Source organism: Campylobacter sp. P0085, from assembly GCF_002139495.1.
GTDB classification, from domain to species: Bacteria; Campylobacterota; Campylobacteria; order Campylobacterales; family Campylobacteraceae; genus Campylobacter; species Campylobacter devanensis.
Map to the genome: position 1 here is coordinate 106,703 of NZ_MJKB01000002.1, position 26,186 is coordinate 132,888.

Below are 26,186 nucleotides of genomic sequence, written 5' to 3' on the forward strand. Positions count from 1 at the left end.
TTCAAATGAGAGAAATACGATATTTACATAGATCGATTAAAATTGATTTGAATATTTTTATATTTTAAGGAGATAAGATGAAAAATGCGTTGATGATACCTATACATACAAAGAAACTAAATTGGCTTAATTTATGTTTAAATTCCTTGTCAAATTGCAATATGGGGGGGGGATAGATTTTGATATTGTTCTTTTGGTTAGCAACTTAGATGAAGAGATTATAATTTCAAGGGCAATTGAGTTTATATTTAAAACATCAGGTATTTCTAAAATATCACATCAATACAATATAATGCATAATATTAAATTTTTAAATATTCAACAATATATTAAAATTAATATGTGTAATGATAATTTATTAAAAAGATATAATGAAAATCAAGAACGATGCATTGTAAATTTAAAAAAATTTTTAGGATTATATTGGGCAAAAGATTATTACGATTTTATACTTTGCGTAGATTGTGATATTATTTTTTTAAATAATCTAGAGTTTATATTTAAAAAAGCATTAAAAAATTATAATAAAAATATTTATTTTGCAGGTTTTAGACCAAATCCAAGCGTATTCTCGGATATTTTACAAAATTGCGCATCTTTTATTGATAATTTTTCTTTATTAAAATTTCAGAAGAATGATGTAATTAAAAATAATACAAAAGATTTTACTCTATATCCTTGGTTTTTTGATATTCCAGCTTATAAGAGTAGTGATTTGGTAGATTTTTTCAAATATGTTGGTAATTTTTATGAGAAGATTACATGGCATTCTTTTGAACATATAATATTTATATTTTGGCGTATTGTAAAAGAAGATTCAAAATTAATTGATTATACTACAGAGTTGGGTATTACAAATGGTTCTGAAGGGCTAACCGCAAATGATATTTTAAATATCAATCTTAAATATGATTACACACCACTTTGGATTAGTTATAGAAGACTTTTAACTACAGATTGTCATTTGTGTTATGACATACCTATGGCCTTTCATGTTGATAGAATTTGAAAAGTAAAAAAAAAAGGGGGGGTAATTTACCCCTTTTGCCAAAGAATATTTAACCCAAATCCACTAATAGCTACAAACTCTTTAAATTCGCTCGAACTTAAAATCTCAATATCGCTAGCACCGAAGTATTTTAAAATCTGCGCTCCTATACCATAGTTTTTAATAAGTCCGCTATCATCTTCATTGCCAGCTAAAAATATCAGTATTCCACCTTCACTATCTAGTAGTTCTATGTGAGATAAAAACTCATTGAATTTATATGAATTTAAAAGTTCTATATCATCTTTTATCTTGTGAAATTTTACATTCGTTTTAGAAGCTATTTGACCAAAAATAAAGGCGTAATGTTTATTTCCAAGGTGATCTATTATGCTATACTTGATTGCTTTTTTACCAGCTATTTGCGACTCTCCTAGCTCATCAACACTAATTAATTTTTCATGATGTAGGCGATACTCTATAATCTCGGCTATACTTACCATATTTAGATTAAATTTATCGCAGAATTTTTCTAAATCATCGCGTCTAGCCATCGTACCATTATCATTTACTATCTCGCAGATTACAGATACTGGAGCAAGACCAGCCAATCTGCATAGATCTATACTGCCTTCAGTATGTCCAGTTCGCTCTAACACGCCACCACTTTTAGCAATTAGTGGAAATATATGACCTGGACGGACAAAATCATCAGCCTTTGTAGCACTATCTACTAACATTTTAATTGTCATATCTCTTTCATATGCGCTTACTCCAGTGGTCGCTTTTTTAGCATCAATGCTAATAGTAAATGCTGTCTCATGAGAGCTAGTATTTGCTCCAACCATAGGATATAGATCAAATTTATTAGCTAACTCTTTACTAAGTGGGGTACATAAAACACCTCTAGCGTGAGTGATCATAAAATTGACTTTTTGCACATCGCTAAAGGCTGCAGCAAATACTATATCACCCTCATTTTCTCTATCTTCATCATCTACCATGACTATCATTTTGCCATTTTTTATATCATCTATAACTTGCAAAACTCTCTCAAAAGCCATCTTAATTTCCTTTTAAATCTAAATATTTTTTAATGCTATTTTCATTAGTATGCCAGTTTTTATCTATCTCTACATTTAATTTAATAAATACTTTTTGATTATTAAATTCACTTATAATTTTGCGAGCCACGATTCCAATACGCTTAATAGTAGCACCATTTTTGCCTATTAAAATTGCCTTATGGTGGGTATTATCTGTTATAATTTTAGCCTCGATTTCTAAGATATCGCTCTTTTGTTTTACCTTTGATACAATCGCATCAGAACTATATGGCACCTCTTGACTAACACACTCAAATATAGCCTCTAATATAAAATCTCTATAAATATCTTTTTCATTTGTCGTGGTGATAAACTCTGGATCATAGTAATGAGGATGCTCTGGAAGCAGGGGGGTAAGAGCATCTAAAAAAATCTTTCTATAGGCTTGTTTTTTAATAGTTATTGGAACTATAGCTTGAAAATTATTTGAGTATTTTTGATACTCATTTAACTTTTGAAATAGCTTATCTTGGCTCGCTTCATCTATCTTTGTAAGTGCGATTATATGAGGTAAAGTAGTATTTAAGCTTAAGAACTTTTCGTAATTTTCTAAACTATCAAAAATACTAGCTACAAATACTACTGCATCTGCATCACCTAAAGATTTAATAGCGCTTTGAACCATTAGTTTGTTTAATGTCTTAGCGCTATCATGAAGACCTGGGGTATCTATAAAGATTGCTTGGTCTTGCTCATTCATTACAATGCCTAAAATTTTTCGTCTTGTAGCATTTTGCTTATGTGAGACCATTGATATTTTTTGATCAAGCAAGTAATTTAAAAGGCTGCTTTTACCAGCATTTGTTCTGCCTATTAAGGTTACAAATCCGCTTCTCATAATATATATTTTGCCCTATCTTCATCTTGGCAAATTTGCCCTAATTTTTCATCGACTAACTCTTTTGTTATGCTAAATTTCTGGCCTTTATATTCATCAGCATTAAAGCTAATATCCTCAAGTAGTTTTTCGATAACAGTATGAAGTCTTCTAGCTCCGATATCTTCTACTTTTTGATTGGTACTTTGAGTTAGTTTAGCAATTTGCCTTAAAGCATCATCACTAAATTCAAGCTCTACACCCTCTACATTAAGTAAGGCTTTATACTGATTTAAAAGTGAATTTTTAGGTTTTGTTAGAATTTCATATAGGGCATCTTCATCTAAGCTATCAAGACTTACACGCAGTGGAAATCTACCTTGAAGCTCAGGAATTAGATCGCTTGGCTTTGAGATATGAAATGCTCCAGCAGCTATAAATAGTATATGATCAGTTTTAATAGTTCCAAATTTAGTAGATACATCACTACCTTCTACAATAGGCAAAAGATCTCTTTGAACGCCTTCTTTGCTAGGGTCTTGGCGAGATGAACCAGAGCTACTCACAGCTACTTTGTCAATCTCATCGATAAATATTATTCCTTCATTTTGAGCTCTTCTTAATGCTTCGGCTTTAATGCTTTCCATATCTAATATTTTTTCGCTAGCTTCGTTTTTTAGGCTCTCTTTTGCGTCTTTTACTTTAAATTCTTTTTTGACTTTTTTGTTTGTAATTCCAATTACTTTTATAAAGCTCTCTTGCATAGCAGCCATATCAGGCGGTAAATTTGATCCAGCTTCAAAGCTTGCTTGGTCGATTTCTAGCTCAATAGTAAGGTCGTCAAGCTTGCCATCTTTTAGTTTTTGTTTCATCTTTTCATAGCTGATTTGGTATTGCTCTTTTTTCTCTTCAGTTGCGCCATTTGGTAGCGGTGGAAGAAGCTTTTCTAGAATTCTCTTTTCTATATACTCTTCTATTTTATCGCTATTTTTCTCTCTGTGTTCTTGCTTGACTAAATTTAGCGCCGCCATCGCTAAGTCTCTTATCATCGACTCTACATCTCTACCTACAAAGCCAACTTCTGTATATTTACTAGCTTCAACCTTTATAAATGGTAAGCCAAAAAGCTTTGAAAGACGCCTAGCAATCTCTGTTTTACCTACACCTGTTGAGCCTATCATTAAGATATTTTTAGGCACTATATCATCTTGAATATCGCTTGGTAATTGCATACGCCTATAGCGATTACGAAGTGCGATAGCGATAACTTTTTTAGCATCATTTTGACCAATTACATAATCATCTAAAAATTTTACTATATCTTTTGGTGTTAAGTTCATATTTTAATCCGTTAATGTATAAGTTTTTATATTTGTATTTGTATAAATACAGATCTCTCCGGCTATTTTTAGACTCTCTTTTACCAATTCCTCACTACTAAGAGATCCAAATTTATCTAAAGCCCTAGCAGCTGAGAGTGCGTAATTACCACCACTTCCGATAGCAGCTATCTTGCCATCTTCTGGTTCTACTACATCTCCAGTTCCACTTAGTAAAAATATATGATCACGATTTAGTACTAACATCATAGCCTCTAATTTTCTTAATACTTTATCTTTTCTCCACTCTTTGCTAAATTCAATTACAGCCTTAAGTAAATCACCCTTGACTCCATCAAGAATTCTCTCAAACATATCAAAAAGATTAAACGCATCAGCAGTAGAACCAGCAAATCCGGCTAAAATTTTCCCGCCATAAAGCTTTCTTATCTTAACAGCATTGCCTTTTAAAATTGTAGAACCAAAGCTTACTTGACCATCACCACCTATTACAGCAGCATCTTTGCCTCTATAAGCTAGTATAGTAGTAGCATGAAACATTACTCACCTACTACTTCTATTTTAAATTTAGCATGAATTTGGTGAGTTAATTTAACTGAAATTTCATGTTCGCCAATAGCTTTTATATTATCACATTCTAAAGATTTTTTATCTATTTCATAGCCTTTTTGCTCTTTTAATGCTTTTGCTATTTCATCTTTGGTAATGCTACCAAATGGAGTTCCATTGGCTCCTAACTTTGTTTTTATAGTGATTTTAACTCCAGCTAATTCATCTTTTAGCTTTTCATTTTGGCTAATCTCATACTCTTTGATTTGAGCTTCATTTCTTTTGGCTGCTTCCCATTGTCTTAGCACAGCGTCTGTAGCGGCCTTGGCATATCCTTTGCCTATTAAAAAATTATTGCCATAGCCATCTTTTACCTCTTTTACTTCACCAGCCTTACCTAGACCTTTTACATCTTTTATTAGTAGTACTTTCATTACTTTTCCTTTAAATTTGATTTGGGTTATTTTACTTTTTTATGTTAAATTTTTGGTTTTAAATTTAGTGCTTCCACTTCCACTTAAAAACTCATCGTTAGCAATATCTAGCTCACGATAAATCTGCTGACATGGTTTTAAAAGATCATTTAACTGTATATTTGTAAAATTTACTAAAATTTCGCTACTTTTTAGCTTTTTTAAATCTCTAGCTAAATTCTCATTAAATCCATTAAAATTAGCTCTATATTGGTTAAAAACTTTTGGAGTAGAGCAAAAAATAGAGCTAGTGATAATATCTAAATTTGGTATATCATCATCAAATTCTTCTACAATCTCGCCAATTCCACTTACATTTGCAGCTTTAAATTTGCTTACAAAAAATGCTACATCAGCACCAATTTTATGAGCTATTTGCATTAATTTTTTTTGTGAAATATTTAAATTTAATGTATCATTTACTAAGTGTAAAAAGGTTGCTGCATTACTGCTACCACCACCTAAGCCACCACCAACTGGAATATTTTTAATTAGACTTACTTGATGGAATTTAAAAAACTCTTCAAGCTGTTTGCTAAAACCAAGCGCTACTAAAGCATCATAAGCCTTAAAGATAATATTATCGCTAAACGGATTATCTATAATAAGACCATCACTTATTCGTTTAACTAGCTCTACCTCATCATATAACCAATCACAAATAATAAATCTAGAGCTTAATTCATGATAGTTCCCACGAAATCCAGTAATTTTTAAGAAAATATTAATCTTAGCAAAACTTCTCATTTAAATATCTTTTTGGCTAGAATTTCTAGCAAATTTTGCTTTGGCTCGCTAGCAACTGTGTTATTATCGGCAATCTCTCTTACTAACTCTTTGCGTAGAATTAAGATATCTTTTGGTGCTTGAATTGCTATTTTTACATTTTGTGTACCAATACCTAAAATTGTAATTTCGATATCATCTCCAATTTTGATTGATTCTGTAACTTTTCGTGTTAATATAAGCATTTTTCCATCCTATTTATCATATATTTTACCTCTTGATTTTCTATTTTAATTATGCTAAAAGTATCATCTAATTCAATTAGATACTCCCCATCGCTACTAGTTTCAAAATCACTACATTTAAGTTTTTTACCTAAAACTATATCTAAAATATCGCCTTTATAGCTATTTTTAGTTAAATTTAGATATTCTAATGGATTTAGTGGAGTTTCGTTTTGAAATTTAAATTTTCCTTCACTGATTCTTTCAAGCGCACTTAATGTACCTATTAATCCTAAATTTTTTGCTAGAATTTGTGCATAAGAGCGTATATATGATCCAGCTGAAACTGCTATATCAAATGTGATAAATGGGTGACAATAGCTTATAAATTTAGTACTAAAAACTTCCATTTGGCACTCTTTTAACTCAAATTCACTCCCAGTCCTAGCTAACTCATAAGCTCTTTTGCCATCAATTTTTTTAGCACTAAATTTTGGTGGTGTGTAGTTTATTTTGCCTTGAAGATTTTGTAAAGCGTTTTTTATCTGTGCTTCATCTAGAGTAGGTGGAAGGTGAATTTGGTTGATATTTTCATTATCTCCACTATTTGAACTAGCCCCTAGCCAAAGCGTAGCTCTATAAATTTTAGGTTCTAAGTTTAAGTAGTTAAAAAGTTTTGTATATGCCCCAAATGCTACAATCAAGCAACCACTCGCAAATGGATCTAAAATCCCAGAAAATCCAGCCTTTTTGACTCCATATTTTCGTTTAAGTCTGCTTAAAAAGTGGTTTGATACCATACCTTTTGGCTTATACGCTACAAATAGCCTATTCATATAACCTTCTCTACAAATGATGACATTATATCTTTGATATTTCCACCAAAATTTATTTTTAGTTTAAATTCATTTTTGATTTTAGTCACTTCTACAACTCGCCCAATACCAAAAATTTTATGCTTGATTAGATCGCCTTTTTTAAACTCATTTTGGCTCTCTATCTTTAAAGAGCCTTCACAAAGGCCAGCTTCACTTAGAAATCTTGATCTATTTAGCCTTGATCTTTGGCCTTTGTAAAACCGTGAATTTGAGTATGATAAATTTAATCCCCTTTTAGCCCTAGTGATGGCTACATACGCTAGGCGTCTCTCTTCTTCTATATCGCTTCCATCGCCAAGAAGCGGGAAAAATCCCTCTTCAAGCCCAATTACAAATAGATGCTCAAACTCAAGCCCTTTACTAGCATGGACGCTCATAATAGATATAGCATCATCACTAATTCTATCTTGTTCGCTCTCAAGCGCAAGCTCATTTAAAAACTCTTCTAAATCGAAATTCTCCGTATTTAATATATGATCTTTTAATAAAGCATAAAATTCATCAATATTTATAACCCTCTCAGCTCCATCAGGCAGACTCTCATAATATGCCTTAATACCAAATGTAGAGTCAAATCTACTTATCAAATCGTATGGTGCTAGAGTTGATAGCTCTTTTATATTGTTTGCTAGTTCAATTAATGTTTGGCTTAATTTCTTGCTCAATACATCTTCACCAGCAATATATATAGCATTATATAAAGAAGTTTTGCTATCAAAGGCAAATTTCTCTAATTTAGCTAAGCTTACCTTGCCTAGACCCCGTTTTGGGCGATTGATAATGCGAGTTAGAGAGAAGTCATCATTTGGGTTTAAAATCAGCCTTAAATAGCTTATAATATCTTTGATTTCAGCCCTTTCATAGAATTTGACTCCGCCTACCATTTTATATGGAATTCTAGCTTTGTTTAACCCATCTTCTAAGCTTCTTGATAGAGCATTAACTCTATATAAAATAGCAATTTCGTTAGCCGATACGCCACTTGATAGGAGTTTATTTATCTTTGTAGCGATGTTTTTAGCTTCAGCATTTTCATCACTATGCTCTAAAATTTCTATAGGATTTTCATCTGCTAATTGACTGACTAGTCTCTTGCCAAGTCTTGTTCTATTGTGATCTATTAGCTCATTAGCAGCATTTAGTATAGATGGAGTAGAGCGGTAATTAGTCTCTAATTTGATTAGTTTGACGCTACTGAATTGATCTTTGAAATTCAAGATATTTTCTATCCTTGCACCTCTCCATCCATATATGCTTTGGTCATCATCGCCTACGACAACTAAATTTTGGTGATTATAGCAAAGCTGGCGAAGTAGTTTGTATTGTAAATCATTTGTATCTTGATACTCATCTACCATTATATACTTATATCTATCTGAAATTTGATCGCTCAAATCTGGATTTTTAGCCAAAATATTATAAGTCAAGCACAAAAGATCATCAAAATCAACTAAGTTATTACTCTTTAAATACTCTTCATATAATTTATAAGCTTTTGCTATTTTTTCGTAATTTGTCTTTGTGTATTGAGCGTCTAATTTGGAGCTATCCATAACAGCTTCAACGCTTAAAAGCATATTTTTGTATTTTGATATCTCATTTGCTACTATGGCGGTTTGGACTTCGCTCTCTATCTCTTTTATAATCTTTTTTTTATCATCAGTATCAATTATTATAAAGTTATTGCTTCTATCTAATTGATTTATATGAAATTTTAAAAATAATAGACCAAACTTATGAAATGTGCAAAGCAATGGATTTGTATTATAATTACCAAGCATAGCCATAGCACGCTGTTTCATAGTAGTGGCTGCTTTATTAGTAAATGTAAGCGTAAGAGTGTTTAGTGGATCTATGCCAACTTCACTTATTAAATAGGCTAGACGCGAAGTTATGGTTTTTGTTTTACCGCTTCCAGCTCCAGCTAAAATTAGCATTGGGCCATCTATATGGGTGGCGGCTATTTTTTGATTTTCATTAAGTGAATTTAATAAATTGTTCATAAATTACTCTTTTTTGTTAATAAAGCTAAGATTATATCAAATTTTAACTTAATAATAATACGTGTTACAAAAAGTTACAGATTAATTATTAAATATTAATATAAGTAAACATTATATAAAATTAAAATCTAGTTTAAGGATTAAATTAATAAAATTGAAAAAGTAAATTTACTAAAGGGGTTGTTTTGATAGATTTTAATAAAATATATACATTTATGACGATTGTTAAAGAAAAAAGTTTTTCAAAAGCTTCAGCCACTTTAGGCCTTTCTCAGCCAGCCGTTACTTTACAGATTAAAAAGCTTGAAGAAATGTTGCAAACTACGCTTTTAGTTAGGCGTAAAAATGGGATTGTTTTAACAAAAGAGGGGGATAGATTTTATAAATTATGTCTTAAATTTGAAGGAGCTATGTTTAGATTTAAAGAGGAAGCTCATAGAATAAAAGATGAGAAATTTAAAATCTCAGTTGCTACAAACTTACTTATAGCTCATGCTATTTTGCCATTTATGTTAGATAAAATTTGCAATGTTATAAATAGCGATTTAGATGTAAAAATAGCCGATACAAATAATGATCTAGTATCAAGTTTAATGGATAAAAGATGCGATATTATAATGACGCAAGAGAGATTATATAATGATCATTTGATATTTAAAAAGCTATTTGAATATGAGATAATCTTAGTCTCAAATAAAGTTTCAAATCAAAAAATAACTCCAGCAAAGCTTAGTGAATTTAACTTTATCACAGATAGAACGAAGGCATTTTTAAAAGGGTATTTTGAGCAATTTGGTGTAAATTATGATGATCTACACACTGTCTATACTCTTGATGGTGCTATAGCTACTAGGTGCGCAATGCTAAATAATAAATCTAGGGAGTATGTAGCGTTTTTGCCCAAATTTTTGGTGAAAAAATCAATTGCCAATGGCACTTTATTTCCAGTAGAAATTGAGGGTGTTAATATTATTCGTCCAGTATTTATAGCAGGACTCAAAGAGAATGAGTCCATACTAGAAAAGGTTAGTAAAATATCTATTGACCTTTAAAAATATCTCTATTTTTAGGGTTATTTAAAAATATCTGCTTTGAGCGTTCCTGTTTTGTTTTGGAGTCGCTTGGGCTATATGTAGCAAAATTTATTAATATAGGATTTTCATCTATACTAATTCTGATAATAGCACCAATTGGTATGTTTACTACGCTAGCAAAATTATCTGGCCCAAATCCAGCTTCAAATTTTATCTCGTCTTTAATAATTTCAACACTGCTTAGCGAATATCCAGCTAGACTAAATAAAATAACAGATGGATTAAAACTAGATTTGATCTCATTAGGCAATTCGGGATTAAAGCTTACAAATTTAGTATTTACTAAAATATCAAATGTAGCCCCTTTTTTTATCAAAAAATTTAATAAATCATAAACATTTCTATGCATCATAGATGCAAACTCACTATCTTTTAAAAACTCTTCAAGCACTACTACTCTCCTTGTATAAACTCATCTACTAAATTTGCTACTTGAGCAATTCCTACACTCCAAAACTTCTCATCATCAATATCAAATCCAAACATAGCGACAAGCTCTTTTGGACTCTTGCTACCGCCAAGAGATAAAAACTTAGTATATATCTCTATAAAATTTTCACATTTTCCACTTTTATATAGTCCAAAAAGAGCAAGCACTAAAAGCTGAGCGTATGAGTAGGCATAGCAATAAAATGGTGAGTGGATGAAATGCGGTATATAGCTCCACCAAATTTTATAATACTCATTTAATTCTAAAGAGTCGCCAAACATCTTTTTAGACTCTTCTAGCCAAATTTGATTTAGCTCATCGCTACTTATTTCGCCATCATAAGCATGAACTCGTCTTTCAAATGTAGTAAAATTAATCTGTCTATAAAGTGTAGCAAAAATATCTTCTATTTTGCCAGCTAGTAGGGCAGTTTTTTGTTCTTTTGGTAGAGTGTTTTTAATATATTCAAAAACCAACATCTCACAAAATACCGAAGCTGTCTCAGCAGTAGTAAGCGGAGTATGTGAGTTAAGATAGCCTACTTCATAGCTAAGATATTGATGTATGCTATGGCCTAGTTCATGTGCTAAAGTAAAAAGATCACGCCTTCTACCTGTGAAATTTAAAAGTACAAATGGATGCACATCGCTACTAGCAGAGTGAGAAAATGCTCCAGCTTGTTTATTTTTATCTGGATATACATCGCACCAATTCTCATCAAAAGCTCTCTTGGCCAAAGTGCCAAAAAGTGGATTAAAACTATTAAAAGCATCAATTACAATCTCTTTAGCCTCTTCATAACTTATCTGTTCATCGCCACCAAGAGGAGCATATCTATCATAATCATATAGTTTATCATAACCTAATATTTGACGCTTTTTATTATAAAATTTAGCCACTAGATCAAAGCTATTTTCACTAGCTTTTATTAGTGCATCTACGCTAGCTTTTTCTATTTGATTGCTTAGGTGTCTACTTGATTCACCTAGCTCATATCCGCGTAACTCACAGCTATTTTTTAGATCTGTTTTTATCATATTATATATGTATGTTAGTAGGTGTTGCATCGGCTCTAAACCTTTGCTTAGTGAGTATGCAGCATCTTTTCTAACGCTTCTATCATCGCTACTAAGCTTAGATAAAATCTCTTCTTCTTTTAAGCTTTGCCCACGAAACTCAAACCTAGCTCTAGCCATACTCTCATCAAACAATCTACTAAATGCACTAGCACCAGTATTTGCGGTTCTTAGTAAAATTCTCTCTTCTAAAAAACTCAACTGATGAGCTTTATTTTTAGCTAGATTTTCTAAGTAATAGCTAAATTTAGGATTTATGGCTATAAAGCTAGATTGTCTATCTTTATCAAGCTCATTAAATTCAATCTCAAAAAATAGAATTTGCTCTTCAATCTTAGTACAAATCTCTTCATATTTAGCCAAAAACGCCCCTTGGCTTGTATCTTTGGCAAATTTTAAATACGCATAGCTCATTATCTTGCCAATATCAGCTAAAATTTGCTCATATTCACTTATTGCAGTTTTAAATTCATTAGGCTTTAATGAGTTTAGATTTTTATTAAATTTAGAATTAAACTCATTGGCATTTTTTTGTAAATTTAAACAAAATATATCTAGCTCATCGCTACTAGTAAAAAATTTAGATAGATCCCATATCATATCATACTCCCTTAGTGTTATTTGATGCAATAGCAGTAAATAAAACATCTGTAGAGCTATTTAATGCAGTCTCTACTGAATCTTGAATCACTCCAATAATAAATCCTATAGCTACAACCTGCATAGCTATATCATTGCTAATTCCAAATAATGAACATGCCAATGGAATAAGCATAAGCGAGCCACCAGTTACACCGCTAGTACCACATGCTCCAATTGCTGCTATAATGCTAAGTAATAAGGCATTCCAAAATCCAACTTCAATCCCTAAAGTATAAACTGCACTAAGAGAAAGCACAGCTATGGTAACAGCTGCACCGGCCATATTGATAGTAGCTCCAAGAGGTATAGAGATAGAGTATAGGTCTTCATTTAGTTCTAATTTTTTACATAAATTCATATTTACAGGAATATTTGCAGCACTACTTCTGGTAAAAAACGCCGTAATAGCACTCTCTTTTATACATGTCATTATAAGTGGATATGGATTTTTTCTAATAACTATAAAAGCAATAACAGCATTTATCACAAAAGCCACAAATAGCATAGTCCCTACAAGAACAAATAAAAGCTTTGCATATCCACCAAGTGCGGCAAATCCAGTCTGAGCTACGCTGATGCTTACAAGACCAAAAATACCAAATGGCGCTAGACGAATTACAAATTTAACTATTCTTGTAATTGCTTCACTAATATCTTTAAATACTTTTTTTGTTTCATTGCTACAATGCCTAAGAGCCAAACCAGTTGCAATAGCCCAAGCTAAAATCCCAATATAATTACCAGTTGCAATAGCATTTAGTGGATTATCTACAATCTTATATACTAAATCTTTTAATACCACTGCTATATTACTAGGTGCTGTGCTCATAGCTACAGATGTATTTTGTAATACTAAAGTAGTAGGAAATATAAAGCTAACACACACAGCAGCCAAAGAGGCTAAAAATGTGCCAATTAGATATAATATTATCACATTTTTCATTCCATTAGTACGGCCAAATTCTCTAAGTACTATAGAGGCGCTTACTAACACAAATACTAAAACAGGCGCCACAGCTTTTAGCGCACCTACAAAAAGAGAGCCTAAGATCGCTGCTAAATCAGTTAAATTTAGAGCAAATGAATTACCACTATGAGCTATAAATCCTAAAATCCCACCAAGAACAATACCAACTAAAATTTGAATTATCAAATTCCCATCTTTATATCGCTGAGCAATATGTCTAATCATTAAAATCCTTTTTAATTAATAAAAACTAATATTATATTTGAAATTTAATTAAATTTGGCTTTACAAAACTTTAAAAAATACACTAAATTTTTAACTTAATTTTATATTGTTCTAAATACAATAAGTTACAAATTATTTTATATTTGTCGTATTATTTATATTGTTAATTATTTGAATATAGATTAATCTAATATTTTATATTATTAAATTTTTAAAATCTATTAAAAAGATATCTAAACCATTGCTACTATTAATTTAGGGTATAGAATTAATATATAATTTACAAAATTATGTTAGAATTGCGCCCAAAAATCAAATATAATAAGGAAAAATATGTATCTATTTACAAGTGAAGTTGTAAGCCCAGGACATCCAGATAAGTGCGCTGATATCATAGCTGATAGCATTGTTGATGCGATACTTTCACAAGATTCAAAAGCAAGAGTAGCTAGTGAGGTTTTTGTCGCTGGAAAGCATATTGTAATTGGCGGCGAAGTCAACTCAAGTGTAAATTTAAGCCACCAAGAGTATAGATCTATAGTAAAATCAGCTTTAGCAAAAATCGGTTATAATGGTAATCCACACTTTAGCAAAGCTCAATGTCTCCATCCAGATGATATTGAAGTAGATGTATTTTTAAACCAGCAAAGTCCAGATATCAATCAAGGAGTTGATCAACAAAGCGGTGAAATCGGTGCTGGTGATCAAGGTATAATGTTTGGATTTGCTTCAAGTGAGACTGAAAATTTAATGCCAGCAGCGATAACTTACGCAAGAGTGCTTTGTGATAAAGTCTATGAATACGCTCTTAAAAATCCTGATAAATTAGGCGTAGATATAAAGACTCAAGTTACAATAGACTATGGCACAAAATCAAATTTTGAAAATTGCAAACCAGAAAAAATCCACACAATAGTAGTCTCAGCCCCAAGCGTTGAAAGCTTAAAAATAGAAGAGGTAAGAGCCTTAATCCAAAGCTTAATAGACGACGCCGGACTACCAAAAGAGCTTTATGATAAAGATAAAACCATAATCTATATAAATCCAACAGGTAGATATGTAAATCATAGCTCACTTCATGATAGCGGTCTAACAGGTAGAAAATTAATAGTAGATAGCTTTGGTGGATACTCGCCAATAGGTGGTGGCGCACAAAGTAGTAAGGATTATACAAAAGTAGATAGAAGCGGTCTATATGCTGCTAGATGGATAGCTAAAAATATAGTCGCAGCAGGTCTTGCTAAAAAGTGTATAGTCCAGCTAAGTTACGCTATAGGTGTGGCAAAACCTGTTAGCGTAAGCGTGGATTGTATGGGTACAAATATAAATAGTGATGATGATAAATTATCTGAGTTTGTACATGATAAATTTGCCCTAACTCCAAAATGGATAACAGATAAATTTGGCCTAGATAAACCTAGCAAAGATACATTTTTATACGCTGATGTAGCAGCTAAAGGGCAGGTTGGCGATCCTAGTTATCCATGGGAGCAGTTAGATGCTATAGAGTTATTCCAGCAAATTTAAATCTATGAAAAAGCTCTTATATATTTTTTTATTCTTTGGGATTTTGTGTTTTGGTAGTGTACTAGATCCCAAAGATGCTTTTAAGCTTAATATTAGCGGAGATAATCAAAGTGGTATAATAGCTAAATTTGATATTGCAGATGGTGTATATTTATATCAAGATAAAATCAAGATAATGCTAGATAATAACGATATCACAAGACTTTTGAATATTCCTAAGGCGGTAAAATATGAGGGCTATGATATTTATAGGAATTTAGAGATTTTTATCCCAGCAGGAATTGTATTGGGTAAAAATAGCTTTAATCTTGATATCTATTACCAAGGTTGCAGCGATAGTGGCTTTTGTTATCAGCCATTAAAGGATGGCTTTGGAGTTGAATTTGACTCAAGTGGTAGCGTTATATCTAGTAGATATCTAGTAGACTCTACAAACAAAACAAATTTAGCTACTAGAAATGATGAAGAATTAGTTAGCTTATCTAAAGATATAGCATCAGGCCAAAATTTGTCTAATCAAAAAACTCAAAATGAGCAGTCACAAATAGCTATAAATTTAGCAAACAACTCCATCTTTTGGGCAATATCAACATTTTTTATATACGGCGTTTTGCTATCTCTTACCCCATGTATTTTTCCAATGATTCCAATTCTCTCAGGCTTGATTGTCGCTAAAGGGGCTAAAAGTGCCAAAAGCGGCTTTATAATCAGCCTTATATATGTATTAGCTATGAGTGTTACATATGCTATAGCTGGAGTATTAGCAAGCTCTTTGGGTGCTAGTGTCCAAGGAATGCTTCAAACTCCAGTAGTACTGATTGGTTTTAGTATTGTTTTTATTATATTAGCACTTTCAATGTTTGGACTTTTTGAGATAGAAATACCAAAATCATTACAAGCTTACCTAAATACTAAAAGTTCTAAATTTAGCGGAATGGGTGGCGTTATTTTTATGGGCGTAGCATCAGCTTTAATAGTAGGACCATGCGTGGCAGCACCGCTAGCTGGAGCGTTACTTTATATCACAAATAGCGGGGATATTGTTATTGGTGGATTATCTTTATTTGTAATGAGTTTAGGTATGGGGCTTCCACTTTTAGCTATTGGGCTTGGTGGAGGTAGAGTTTTGCCAAAGCCAGGTGAGTGGATGGTAAAAATTAAGATTATATTTGGCTTTATTATGCTTGCGATGGCACTTTGGATTATTTCACCCGTAATTGGCGATGAAATTTCGTTGCTAGGGCAGGGCGTTTTAGGTGTTATTTTAGCTGTAATTTTTGGTGCGTTTGAAGATGCTAGCAGTATAATTCAACGTGTAATAAAAGGCGTAATGCTTATAATCTTTGCTATTAGTATGGTGATAGTTATTGATTTTAGTGTGAGTAAATTTGGATCAAATTTAAAATCAAGTTTGCTAATTACGCAAGATAAAAGTAATATTAATTTTAAATATGTAACCAATTTAAAAGAGCTAAAAGAGATTATAAAATCTAGTCAAAAGCCAATTTTGATAGATTTTTGGGCGAGTTGGTGTGTTAATTGTAAAGAGCTTGAAAGTGATGTTTTGACCCAAAGCGATGTGGCTAAGAAGCTTAATGAGTTTATACTAATAAAGATTGATTTAAGCCAATCAAGCCCAGAAAATGAGGAGCTAATGAGAGAGTATCAAATTTATGGACCCCCAGTTTTATTAATATATAATAATGGTGAGCTAAAATCTCAAATTACTGGATTAATTAGTCCTAATGAGTTACTACAAAGGCTAAATCAAATTTAAGGCAAATTAAATGATAAAGGTGTTAATAGTGATGTTTTTGGCAACTTCGATGGCGATGGCTAAATATATTTCTGTAGATATTGATAAGAGTGTAATGAGTGATAATAGTATACAGATTATCGATATTAGAACTTCAAATGAGTGGAAGCAGGGCGTTTTAAAGGGTGCTATTTTAGTAAATTTAACTGATAACAATGGTGAATTTAATGAGAAATTTCTAGAAAATATCAAGGAGAAAATCGATCCAAATAAGAAAATTGCTATAATTTGTCGAAGTGGAGTACGTAGTCTAAGAGCCTCTGAATTGCTAGTTCAAAATGGCTATAAAGATGTGATAAATCTCTCTGGTGGTATGATACTAGCATCGCAAAAAGGGTTAGATATAGTAAAACCATGAATGATAAAGTAAAGCGAGTTAAATACCTACGTGGGCTTGAAAAATTTGCTAAATTAGTTATAAGAAATCTAAAGCGTGATGACTATGATAGTATTAAATTTCGCACGCTAGTAGAAAAAAATGCAGAAATTTTAGTTAAAATAGAGCCAGTTTATCTTGATCAACCATATGCAAAATCACTTTGTGAATTTGTAAATTTAGTCATTGCCATAGATGATAAGGCGATGCTTTTAAAGGCTGCCAATTCACTTGAGAAGCTCAAAAATTCAAAAAGCTATAAAAAAGATAAGCATAAAGGTCATGTTTATGAGTAAAGTTATAATTTTTGATATGGATGGAACGCTAATTAATAGCACGCAAGCTATTTGTGAGACTATTAATTATATGCGCTTAGGGTTAAATTTAACTCCGCTTAGTTATAGTTATATTATCGAAGTTATCAACAATCCGGCAAAAAACTATATGATAGAGTTTTATGGTGTTGATAAAATCAGTAATAATATGATGAAAATCTTTGAAGATGAGTATCAAAAAAATTACTTTTTACATGCTAAAGTATATGATGAGGCTATGGCAGTTATGGAGTATTGCGAGGATAAAAATTATGCTATGGCAGTAGCATCTAATGCGCCTAATTCTAGTCTAGAGATAATCTTAAAAAATGCTAAAATTCTAGATAAATTTAAGATGATTATAGGTGCTAGTAATAAAGTTCCATGCAAGCCAGCCCCTAATATGTTAAATTTGATTATGGATAGCCTTGGTAAACGAGCCATTTTTATTGGTGATAGCTATAAGGATTCTATGGCGGCTAAAAACGCAAATATAAAATATATAAATGTAACTTGGGGTAGAGATATCCAAATTTTAGGTGAGATAAATTGCAAAAACGCTAACGAAGTTATAAAAAACATAGGCTAACTGTGTAAATTCGATACATTTAGAAATTTTATTTAACTAAAATTCATATTTTTAAACTTTATGATTAAAATTTAATGCTATAATCAAAGAATTTTAATTAAAGGTAAAAATATGAAAAAGCTAAATGGCTCGCAAATGATAAGCGAAGCGCTAAAACACGAGGGTGTTAGCGTTGTTTTTGGTTATCCTGGTGGCGCAGCATTAAATATCTATGATGAGACATATAAACAAGAGTATTTCACCCATATTTTAACTCGCCACGAACAAGCAGCCCTACATGCAGCCGATGGTTACGCAAGAGTTAGTGGCGAAGTCGGCGTGGCATTTGTAACTAGCGGCCCAGGATTTACAAACGCTATAACCGGTCTAGCTACGGCGTATGCTGATTCAATCCCATTAGTTTTAATTAGCGGTCAAGTTGGCCTACCATTAATCGGCACAGACGCATTTCAAGAGATTGACGCCGTAGGCATATCAAGGCCTTGTGTGAAGCATAATTTTTTAGTCAAAAGCATCGAAGAGTTGCCACTTATCTTAAAACAAGCTTTCTATATAGCAAGAAGTGGCCGCCCAGGCCCAGTCCATGTAGATATACCTAAGGATGTAACGGCTGCTATTGGCGATTTTGAGTATCCTAGCGAGATAAAGATGAAAACATATAAGCCAACCACAAAAGGCCATCCAAATCAGATTAAAAAGGCCTGTGAAGTCATTATGGCATCTAAAAAACCAATAGCCTATATAGGCGGTGGCGCTGTAAGTAGCGGAGCTAGTGATGAGATTAGAGAATTTATCCAAAAGACCCAAATTCCAGCAGTAGAGACACTAATGGCGCTTGGAGTTTTAACCTCTGTTAATCCTTTAAATTTAGCTATGGTTGGTATGCATGGTAGCTACGCTGCCAATATGGCATTAAGCGAGGCTGATCTGATCATCTGTCTTGGGGCTAGATTTGATGATAGAGTTACAGGCAAACTAAGCGAATTTGCCAAAAATGCCAAAATCATACATATAGATATAGACCCAAGTAGCATTGGTAAAATTGTCAAAGTAGATTATCCTATTGTTGGCGATTTGAAAAATGTAATGATAGAATTAAATGAGAAGATAAATTTAAATGGCGATGAATTTAGCGCTTGGAGAGATCAGATCGAAATTTACAAAAAGCTTCACCCGCTTAATTATAAAGATAGCGATGAAGTCTTAAAGCCTCAATGGGTAATAGAAAAAATGGGAGAAATTTTGCCAAAAGAGAGCATAATCACCACAGATGTCGGCCAACACCAGATGTGGGTTGCGCAATTTTTTCCATTTAATCGCCCTAGACAGCTACTTACAAGTGGTGGTTTAGGTACTATGGGATATGGACTTCCAGCTGCGATGGGGGCTGCTTGGGCTAGTGATGCGCCTGTTATTGCTGTTAGCGGCGATGGTGGATTTTTGATGAATATCCAAGAGCTAATGACCTTAGTAGCGAATAAAAAACGAGTGATAAATATCATCTTAAATAATAATTTCTTAGGTATGGTGCGTCAGTGGCAAACATTTTTTTACGATGAGAGATACTCTAATACCGATCTTAGCATTCAGCCTGATTTTGTCAAAATTTGCGAAGGCTTTGGTGGTAAGGGATTTGTAGCTACTACAAAGAGCGAATTTGAATCTGCTTTAAATGCCGCTTTAGAGTGTGAGTGCGTGAGTGTGATTGAGGTTAAGATAGATAGATTTGAAAATGTATTGCCTATGGTGCCAGCCGGTGCGGCTATTTATAATATGATATTGGAGTGAGAATGAGAAGGGTTATTTCTGCAATTGTATTAAATGAACACGGGGTTTTAAGCCGTATAGTTGGGCTATTTTCAGGGCGTGGGTACAATATAGACTCTTTGACTGTAGCTCCTGTGCCAGAGAGTGAATTTTCTAGAGTTACGATCACCACAAGTGGCGATGCTAGGGTATTTGAGCAGATTGTTAAGCAACTTCACAAACTCATACCAACTTATAAAGTTATAGATGATAGTGGCGAATATGTAGAAAAAGAGATGGCACTTATCAAAATTTCGCTAAATGAGGATTTTAGCGGACTTGATGCGATATTAAAATCATATAACGCTATAGTAGCTAACGCAAATGAACAATACATAATAGTAATGGGCTGTGATAACTCTGCTAGAATTGATTGTTTTATTAAAGTTATGAAAAAATATAACCCAATACAAATAGTCCGAAGCGGCTCAGTAATGATGGAAGTATGATGAAATTAAGTCAAATTTACTCTATTTTGGGATTAGAATTTAGCGGTGATGATATCGAGATTGTCTCTCTTAGCTCCTTAGCGTTAGCTCAAAGGGCTCAAATGAGCTATTGCGATTCACCTAAAAATACAAAATATCTAGCTGATTGTAAGGCTGGTGCCGTGCTAGTGAGTAAAGATATGGTTGATATGGTAAAGAGTAGGGCGGTTGTGGTAGAAAATCCCCATCTTGCCTTTGCTATCTTATCAAAGCACTTCTCAAAGCCATTGATTAGAGAATTTAAACCATCAAATATAGATGAGAGCGTAACTATAATGCCAAATGCCTATATAGGAAGTGGCGTAACTATCGGCAAAAATAGCCTAGTAATGCCCGGAGTATATATAGGTGATAATGTAACAATCGGCAATGATTGTATAATCCACCCAAATGTTACAATATACGCTGATAGTGTAATAGGTAATGAGTGCATAATTAACGCAAATTCAGTTATCGGTAGTGATGGTTTTGGCTACGCACATACCAAAACTGGCGAACACATTAAGATATATCACAATGGATGGGTAATCTTAGAAGATTGCGTAGAAATTGGCGCTTGTACCACGATAGATAGGGGAGTTTTTGAGCCGACAATTGTGCGTAAATACTCAAAAATTGATAATCTAGTCCAAATAGGCCACAATTGTGAAATTGGCTATGGCAGTATCTTGGTCTCTCAAGTTGGTTTAGCAGGTAGCACAAAGCTTGGTCGCAATGTAATAATGGGCGGTCAAAGCGGAACCGCAGGGCATCTAAGCATAGGTGATTTTGCTAAGATTGCTGGGCGTGGCGCTGTATCAAAGAGTATTGAAGGCTATAAAGAGTATGGCGGATATCCACTTATGGAGCTTAAAGAGTGGTTTAAAACACAGGCTAGATTCTTGCGTGAATTTGGTAGCAAAAAATAGCAAAAAAGGTAAAATATGGAAAATAAGGATCAATTTATAAATCGTGAATTATCTTGGCTTAGATTTAATTCTAGAGTTTTAGCACAATGTAGCAAGGATCTTCCACTACTTGAAAAACTTAAATTTATAGCGATTTACTGTACGAATTTGGATGAATTTTATATGATCAGAATCGCAGGACTTAAACAGTTATTTGCTGCTGGTATCGTAGTAAGCGGTAGCGATGAGATGACTCCACTAGATCAGTTAAGAGAGATTAGAAAATACCTAAAAGATGAACAAGAGGTACTAGAAAATTACTATAAAGATACAGTTAGCAAGCTTGCAGGACATGGATTATTTATCCAAAATTATGAAAAGTTAAGTGACGAGGTAAAATCTAGAGCAGATGAATATTTTTTCTCAAATATTTTACCTGTTATTGTGCCAATTGCTGTTGATCCTACACATCCATTTCCACATCTTAATAACCTTAGCTTTGCTTTGGCAGTTAAACTTTGTGATGATGCTCACCCTGAGATTATTAAGTTTGGTATGATCAGAATTAGTAGAGTTTTACCTAGATTTTATTATGCTGGTGATGGAATTTATGTGCCAATTGAGAGTATAGTTCATAGGCACGCTGAAGAGATATTTCCGGGTTATAGATTGCTTAGTAGCTGTGCGTTTAGGGTTACTAGAAATGCTGATATGGTAATTGAAGAAGAAGAAGCCGATGATTTTATGATGATTTTAGAGCAGGGGCTTAAGCTTCGTAGAAAAGGGGCATTTGTTAGACTTCAAATAGATTCTGGATGCGATCCTGAGATTTTAGATTTTCTAAATTTACATATGAAAATCTTTTATAAAGATATTTATGAATATAATATTCCACTAACGCTTGGAGCGCTTTGGCAAATTATTGGGGATAAGGAATTTTCTCATTTACTACTTCCGCCATACACACCAAAGACTTTACCGCCATTTGGGCAAAATATTTCTATGTTTGATGCTATCGATAAAGAAGATGTGTTATTATTTCATCCATATGAGAGTTTTGATCCTGTTACGCAGTTTATTAGAGAGGCAGCTAAAGATCCAAAGGTTATATCAATTAGAATGACCTTATATAGAGTGGAGAAAAACTCAGCTATAATTCAAGCATTAATAGATGCTGCTAATGAAGGCAAGCAAGTTACTGTAATGGTTGAATTAAAAGCGAGATTTGATGAGGAAAATAACCTTCATTGGGCAAAAGCACTAGAAAATGCTGGTGCACATGTAATATATGGTATTACAGGGTTTAAGGTGCATGCAAAGGTTAGTCAAGTTATTCGTCAAGTAGGGGATAAGCTAAATTTCTACATTCATTTAGGTACCGGTAATTATAATGGTAGTAGTGCTAAGATTTATACCGATGTAAGTTACTTTACCTCTAGAGCCGATGTGGCAAAAGATACCACAACATTTTTTCATATTTTATCAGGCTTTAGTAAAAATCGCCGCTTAAATGGATTGTCAATGTCACCAATGCAGATTAAAGAGCGTGTGATTGCAATGATTAAAAACGAAGCTAAAATGGGTAGTGAGGGCAGAATTATTGCTAAGATGAATGCGCTAGTAGATAGCGATGTAATAAAGGCGCTATATGAAGCTAGCAACGCTGGTGTACAGATAAATTTAATAATCAGAGGTATATGCTGCCTTCGCCCAGGTGTGCCTGGAATGAGTCAAAATATTAAGGTTAGATCGATAATCGGTAAATACCTTGAACACGCTAGAATATTTTATTTTAAACACGCTAATCCTAAATTCTATATCAGTAGCGCTGATTGGATGCCAAGAAATCTTGAGCGTAGATTAGAGTTGATGACTCCAATTACTGATCCGGTATCTCAAGGTAAATTGGGTGAAATACTACGCTTGCAAGTTCAAGATAATGAGTTGGCATTTGAGCTAGGTAGTGATGGGGAGTATCACAGCATAATAAAATCTGAAGGTGAAAAAGTAGTAAATAATCAAGAGTTTTTTGAAGGTTATCTAAATAAAATTTTCAAAACAATGAAAAAATCCAGCGACCAAGACAAAGTTCAAATTCTAGCCTCAAAACTCTTTAAAGAGAGTTAATAGCCCTTGCTTTATCAGGGCTATTTCAGCTAGTATTTATAAGATTTTTGCTAAAATTCCCGCCAAATTTTAAATTTTTTAAGGATATAAAGGCTATGAGCTGTCCCATGTATGCTTGCTTACCGTGCTATTTCTAAAGCTTTAAATAGTGATAAATTTACATTTTTAGCTAGATTACAGCTTTCATTTGTTAATGCTATATCCTATTTGGCTTTTGTGGTTACTTTTCCAGTGCATTGCAATTGTATATTTAAGCGAAAAACACGTATAACTCTATTAAAGCTAAAAAATTTCTATTGTAGTGATTTTAGTCAATTTTATAGATTTCACGGACTTCAACCGCCACTTGTTTTGTTTGAAATGTGCCATTCATACAGCCAGATCAAATAAATTTAAAAATATATAAAAGGATAATAAAATGTCAAAAAGTTTCGTAACAGGATTTCCAAGAATTGGCGAGCAAAGAGAGCTTAAATTTGCTCTTGAGAGTTTTTGGGCTGGTAAAACTAGCTTTGGTGAAGTAGAAAAAGTAGCTACTGAGTTAAAAAAACGCCATTGGAATTATCAAATAGACGCAAAAGTAGATTTGATTAGCGTAAATGATTTTTCATATTATGATTTAATGCTTGATAATATTGTAACTTTTGGTGCGATTCCTCCGCGCTTTGCTGGACTTAGCGGCTATGATTTATACTTCTCAATGGCTAGAGGAAATGCAAATAGCGTAGCTATGGAGATGACAAAATGGTTTAACACAAACTATCATTATATAGTTCCTGAACTTAGTCGTGATGTTAAATTTAATCTAGATAGCAGCAAGATTGTTGCTGAATATAAAGAGGCAAAAGAAGCTGGTGTAAAAAATGCAAAAATAAATTTAATTGGCCCTATAACATTCTTAGCCCTTAGTAAAACAACAGATGGTAGCAATGCGCTTAATCATTTAGATGCTTTAAGTAGTGAGTATGTAAAGCTAATTGCTGAACTTTCAAAACTTGATAATGAAGTTATAATCCAAATTGATGAGCCGATATTTGTAACTGATAAAGCTAGTGAGTTAGCTAGCAAAATAGTCCCAATTTATGACGCTTTAGCCGTTGCTGCAAAGAATGTTAAAATCATATTTATGACCTATTTTGAGCATGCTAATGAAGCGGTTGAAGAGGTAGTTAAAAGCAAAATTTGGGCTATTGGTTTGGATTTTGTCCATGCCTCTTCACAAGATAAAGCTCTTAAAATGCTATCTAAGAGTGATAAGGTGCTTTTTGCCGGTTTGATAGATGGTAGAAATGTATGGGTTAGCAACCTTGATGCTAAGGCTCAAATCGCAAATAACATAAAAGAATTTATCCCAGATGATCGCCTATATATCGGCACTTCGTGTTCGCTTTTACATGTTCCATATACTTTAAAGTATGAAGAGAATTTAGCTATAAAAGAGTGGCTAGCCTTTGGTGTTGAGAAGCTTACCGAGCTTAGACTTCTTAAAAAATTGGTAAATGGTGGTGATTTTTGTGAGATTGGTAACTCATTGATTGAGGCTAATCGCTCAGCAGTTGCTTCAAGAAAAACTTCAGAATTAATCAATGATATAAATGTCCAAAATAGAGTAAAATCGCTAAATAAATTTGATAGAGATACAGCCTATGAAGAGCGTATTAAAATCCAAAAAGCCGCCTTTAATCTACCTGAACTTCCTACTACTACAATAGGTAGCTTCCCACAAACTCCAGAGCTTAGACAAGTTCGCAACGCATATAAAAAATCTCTAATCACAAAAGAGTCATATGAGAGCGAGATTAAAAAATATATTGATGATTGTATCAAATTCCAAGAAGAGTGCGGATTGGATGTATTAGTCCATGGTGAGCCTGAGAGAAATGATATGGTTGAGTATTTTGGCGAACAGCTAAAAGGCTACGCATTCAGTGCTAATGGTTGGGTTCAAAGCTATGGTAGTAGATGTGTTAAGCCACCACTTCTTTTTGGTGATGTGAGTCGCCCAGCACCTATGACTGTGGATTGGATCACATACGCTCAAAGCAAAACTTCAAAGATTATGAAAGGTATGCTAACAGGCCCTGTAACTATCCTAAATTGGAGCTTTGTTAGAGATGATAAGTCAAGAAGTGAGATAGCTAAAGAGCTTGCGCTTTGTATCTATGATGAGATTGATGATTTACAAAAAGCTGGTATTAAGATCATTCAAGTTGATGAAGCAGCATTTAAAGAGGGATATCCACTTCGCAAAGAGAATATCGCAGCATATGAAAAATTCGCCGTTGATTGCTTTAAATTAAGCGTTAGCGTAGCAAAAGCATCTACGCAGATTCACACACATATGTGCTATTCTGAATTTAATGATATCATCAAAACTATTGAAGCAATGGATGCCGATGTAATCAGTATCGAAACAGCTAGAAGTGGTAATGAACTTCTAAAAATCTTTAAATCTGTAGGCTATAAACAAGAAGTAGGGCCAGGTGTCTATGACATCCATAGTCCTAGAATTCCTACGGTTGAAGAGATAGCAACTCAAATCAACGCTCTTTTAGAGGTATTCCCTAAATCTCAGCTATGGATCAATCCAGATTGCGGATTAAAAACACGCAAATGGCAAGAGGTAAAACCAAGCCTAGAAAATATGGTAAAAGCAGTCAAAATCATTCGTATGAGTTAATTTATTTACAGAGCTAACTTCGGTTGGCTCTATTAAAT

Annotated in this window: 24 protein-coding genes; 12 read left to right on the forward strand and 12 right to left on the reverse strand. The window is 33.1% G+C overall.

Annotation, left to right across the window (positions count from 1 at the left end; genetic code table 11):
- Positions 1–133: 133 nt before the first annotated feature.
- On the forward strand, positions 134–1,009 hold the full coding sequence (locus tag CIGNP85_RS02380; protein WP_086241323.1) for a hypothetical protein: 876 nt from the start codon (positions 134–136) through the stop codon (positions 1,007–1,009).
- A gap of 26 nt (positions 1,010–1,035) precedes the next feature.
- Here CIGNP85_RS02380 and CIGNP85_RS02385 read toward each other — a convergent pair whose 3' ends face one another.
- From CIGNP85_RS02385 to CIGNP85_RS02425, 9 genes are read right to left on the reverse strand one after another with little or no spacing between them, the layout of a single operon-like run.
- Positions 1,036–2,052, reverse strand: a complete 1,017-nt coding sequence (locus CIGNP85_RS02385) for a bifunctional 3,4-dihydroxy-2-butanone 4-phosphate synthase/GTP cyclohydrolase II (protein WP_086286777.1) — start codon at positions 2,050–2,052, stop codon at positions 1,036–1,038.
- 1 nt (position 2,053) lies between these two features.
- Positions 2,054–2,932 (reverse strand): GTPase Era, encoded by an 879-nt coding sequence (gene era / locus CIGNP85_RS02390; protein WP_086224545.1) that lies wholly within the window; start codon positions 2,930–2,932, stop codon positions 2,054–2,056.
- Entirely contained in the window at positions 2,929–4,251 is a 1,323-nt protein-coding gene (gene hslU, locus CIGNP85_RS02395; RefSeq protein WP_086286779.1) for an HslU--HslV peptidase ATPase subunit, read from the reverse strand. Before hslU ends, era begins: the two co-directional genes overlap by 4 nt.
- A 3-nt stretch (positions 4,252–4,254) precedes the next feature.
- On the reverse strand, positions 4,255–4,791 hold the full coding sequence (gene hslV / locus CIGNP85_RS02400; protein WP_086224543.1) for an ATP-dependent protease subunit HslV: 537 nt from the start codon (positions 4,789–4,791) through the stop codon (positions 4,255–4,257).
- Positions 4,791–5,234, reverse strand: a complete 444-nt coding sequence (gene rplI / locus CIGNP85_RS02405; RefSeq protein WP_086233174.1) for a 50S ribosomal protein L9 — start codon at positions 5,232–5,234, stop codon at positions 4,791–4,793. Before rplI ends, hslV begins: the two co-directional genes overlap by 1 nt.
- 39 nt (positions 5,235–5,273) lie before the next feature.
- Entirely contained in the window at positions 5,274–6,020 is a 747-nt protein-coding gene (locus tag CIGNP85_RS02410) for a 4-(cytidine 5'-diphospho)-2-C-methyl-D-erythritol kinase (RefSeq protein ID WP_086233175.1), read from the reverse strand.
- Positions 6,017–6,244: a carbon storage regulator CsrA gene (gene csrA, locus CIGNP85_RS02415; RefSeq protein ID WP_086224540.1), complete on the reverse strand. Its 228-nt coding sequence runs from the start codon at positions 6,242–6,244 to the stop codon at positions 6,017–6,019. Before csrA ends, CIGNP85_RS02410 begins: the two co-directional genes overlap by 4 nt.
- Positions 6,232–7,059 (reverse strand): tRNA pseudouridine(55) synthase TruB, encoded by an 828-nt coding sequence (truB, locus tag CIGNP85_RS02420; RefSeq protein WP_086286781.1) that lies wholly within the window; start codon positions 7,057–7,059, stop codon positions 6,232–6,234. Before truB ends, csrA begins: the two co-directional genes overlap by 13 nt.
- Positions 7,056–9,104 carry an ATP-dependent helicase gene (locus CIGNP85_RS02425; RefSeq protein WP_086286783.1) on the reverse strand — a complete coding sequence of 683 codons (2,049 nt, stop codon included), beginning with the start codon at positions 9,102–9,104 and terminating at the stop codon, positions 7,056–7,058. The genes truB and CIGNP85_RS02425 overlap by 4 nt, the downstream gene beginning before the upstream one ends.
- Before the next feature lie 185 nt (positions 9,105–9,289).
- Between CIGNP85_RS02425 and CIGNP85_RS02430 the strand changes: the two genes are divergently transcribed.
- On the forward strand, positions 9,290–10,156 hold the full coding sequence (locus CIGNP85_RS02430; RefSeq protein WP_236845550.1) for a LysR family transcriptional regulator: 867 nt from the start codon (positions 9,290–9,292) through the stop codon (positions 10,154–10,156).
- Here the strand turns inward: CIGNP85_RS02430 and CIGNP85_RS02435 are convergent.
- The 3 genes from CIGNP85_RS02435 to sstT are packed head-to-tail and all read right to left on the reverse strand — an operon-like array spanning position 10,143 to position 13,538.
- Positions 10,143–10,589 (reverse strand): hypothetical protein, encoded by a 447-nt coding sequence (locus CIGNP85_RS02435; protein ID WP_086234502.1) that lies wholly within the window; start codon positions 10,587–10,589, stop codon positions 10,143–10,145. The two genes, CIGNP85_RS02430 and CIGNP85_RS02435, sit on opposite strands and share 14 nt — an antisense overlap.
- A gap of 2 nt (positions 10,590–10,591) precedes the next feature.
- Positions 10,592–12,304 (reverse strand): M3 family oligoendopeptidase, encoded by a 1,713-nt coding sequence (locus tag CIGNP85_RS02440; RefSeq protein WP_086241318.1) that lies wholly within the window; start codon positions 12,302–12,304, stop codon positions 10,592–10,594.
- Between the two features lies 1 nt (position 12,305).
- Positions 12,306–13,538, reverse strand: a complete 1,233-nt coding sequence (gene sstT, locus CIGNP85_RS02445) for a serine/threonine transporter SstT (RefSeq protein ID WP_086228998.1) — start codon at positions 13,536–13,538, stop codon at positions 12,306–12,308.
- A 333-nt stretch (positions 13,539–13,871) separates the two neighbouring features.
- Between sstT and metK the strand changes: the two genes are divergently transcribed.
- The 10 genes from metK (at position 13,872) to metE (ending at position 26,148) form a co-directional block, all read left to right on the forward strand.
- Positions 13,872–15,065: a methionine adenosyltransferase gene (metK, locus tag CIGNP85_RS02450; RefSeq protein WP_086224534.1), complete on the forward strand. Its 1,194-nt coding sequence runs from the start codon at positions 13,872–13,874 to the stop codon at positions 15,063–15,065.
- Positions 15,066–15,108: 43 nt separating this feature from the next.
- On the forward strand, positions 15,109–16,842 hold the full coding sequence (gene dsbD, locus CIGNP85_RS02455) for a protein-disulfide reductase DsbD (RefSeq protein ID WP_236845555.1): 1,734 nt from the start codon (positions 15,109–15,111) through the stop codon (positions 16,840–16,842).
- A gap of 10 nt (positions 16,843–16,852) precedes the next feature.
- On the forward strand, positions 16,853–17,239 hold the full coding sequence (locus CIGNP85_RS02460) for a rhodanese-like domain-containing protein (RefSeq protein ID WP_086227020.1): 387 nt from the start codon (positions 16,853–16,855) through the stop codon (positions 17,237–17,239).
- Complete coding sequence (locus CIGNP85_RS02465; protein ID WP_086228009.1) at positions 17,236–17,553, forward strand: hypothetical protein; 318 nt, start codon at positions 17,236–17,238, stop codon at positions 17,551–17,553. The genes CIGNP85_RS02460 and CIGNP85_RS02465 overlap by 4 nt, the downstream gene beginning before the upstream one ends.
- Positions 17,546–18,160, forward strand: a complete 615-nt coding sequence (locus tag CIGNP85_RS02470; protein ID WP_086224530.1) for an HAD family hydrolase — start codon at positions 17,546–17,548, stop codon at positions 18,158–18,160. Before CIGNP85_RS02465 ends, CIGNP85_RS02470 begins: the two co-directional genes overlap by 8 nt.
- Before the next feature lie 111 nt (positions 18,161–18,271).
- Positions 18,272–19,948: an acetolactate synthase large subunit gene (locus tag CIGNP85_RS02475; protein WP_086286787.1), complete on the forward strand. Its 1,677-nt coding sequence runs from the start codon at positions 18,272–18,274 to the stop codon at positions 19,946–19,948.
- Between the two features lie 2 nt (positions 19,949–19,950).
- Entirely contained in the window at positions 19,951–20,415 is a 465-nt protein-coding gene (gene ilvN / locus CIGNP85_RS02480) for an acetolactate synthase small subunit (protein WP_086224528.1), read from the forward strand.
- Positions 20,415–21,362 (forward strand): UDP-3-O-(3-hydroxymyristoyl)glucosamine N-acyltransferase, encoded by a 948-nt coding sequence (gene lpxD / locus CIGNP85_RS02485; protein WP_086224527.1) that lies wholly within the window; start codon positions 20,415–20,417, stop codon positions 21,360–21,362. The genes ilvN and lpxD overlap by 1 nt, the downstream gene beginning before the upstream one ends.
- A gap of 15 nt (positions 21,363–21,377) precedes the next feature.
- Entirely contained in the window at positions 21,378–23,468 is a 2,091-nt protein-coding gene (locus CIGNP85_RS02490; RefSeq protein ID WP_086224526.1) for an RNA degradosome polyphosphate kinase, read from the forward strand.
- 418 nt (positions 23,469–23,886) lie between these two features.
- The gene (gene metE / locus CIGNP85_RS02500; RefSeq protein ID WP_086286790.1) at positions 23,887–26,148 is read left to right on the forward strand and encodes a 5-methyltetrahydropteroyltriglutamate--homocysteine S-methyltransferase; all 2,262 of its coding nucleotides are present in this window, start codon (positions 23,887–23,889) and stop codon (positions 26,146–26,148) included.
- The last annotated feature ends 38 nt before the right edge of the window (positions 26,149–26,186 follow it).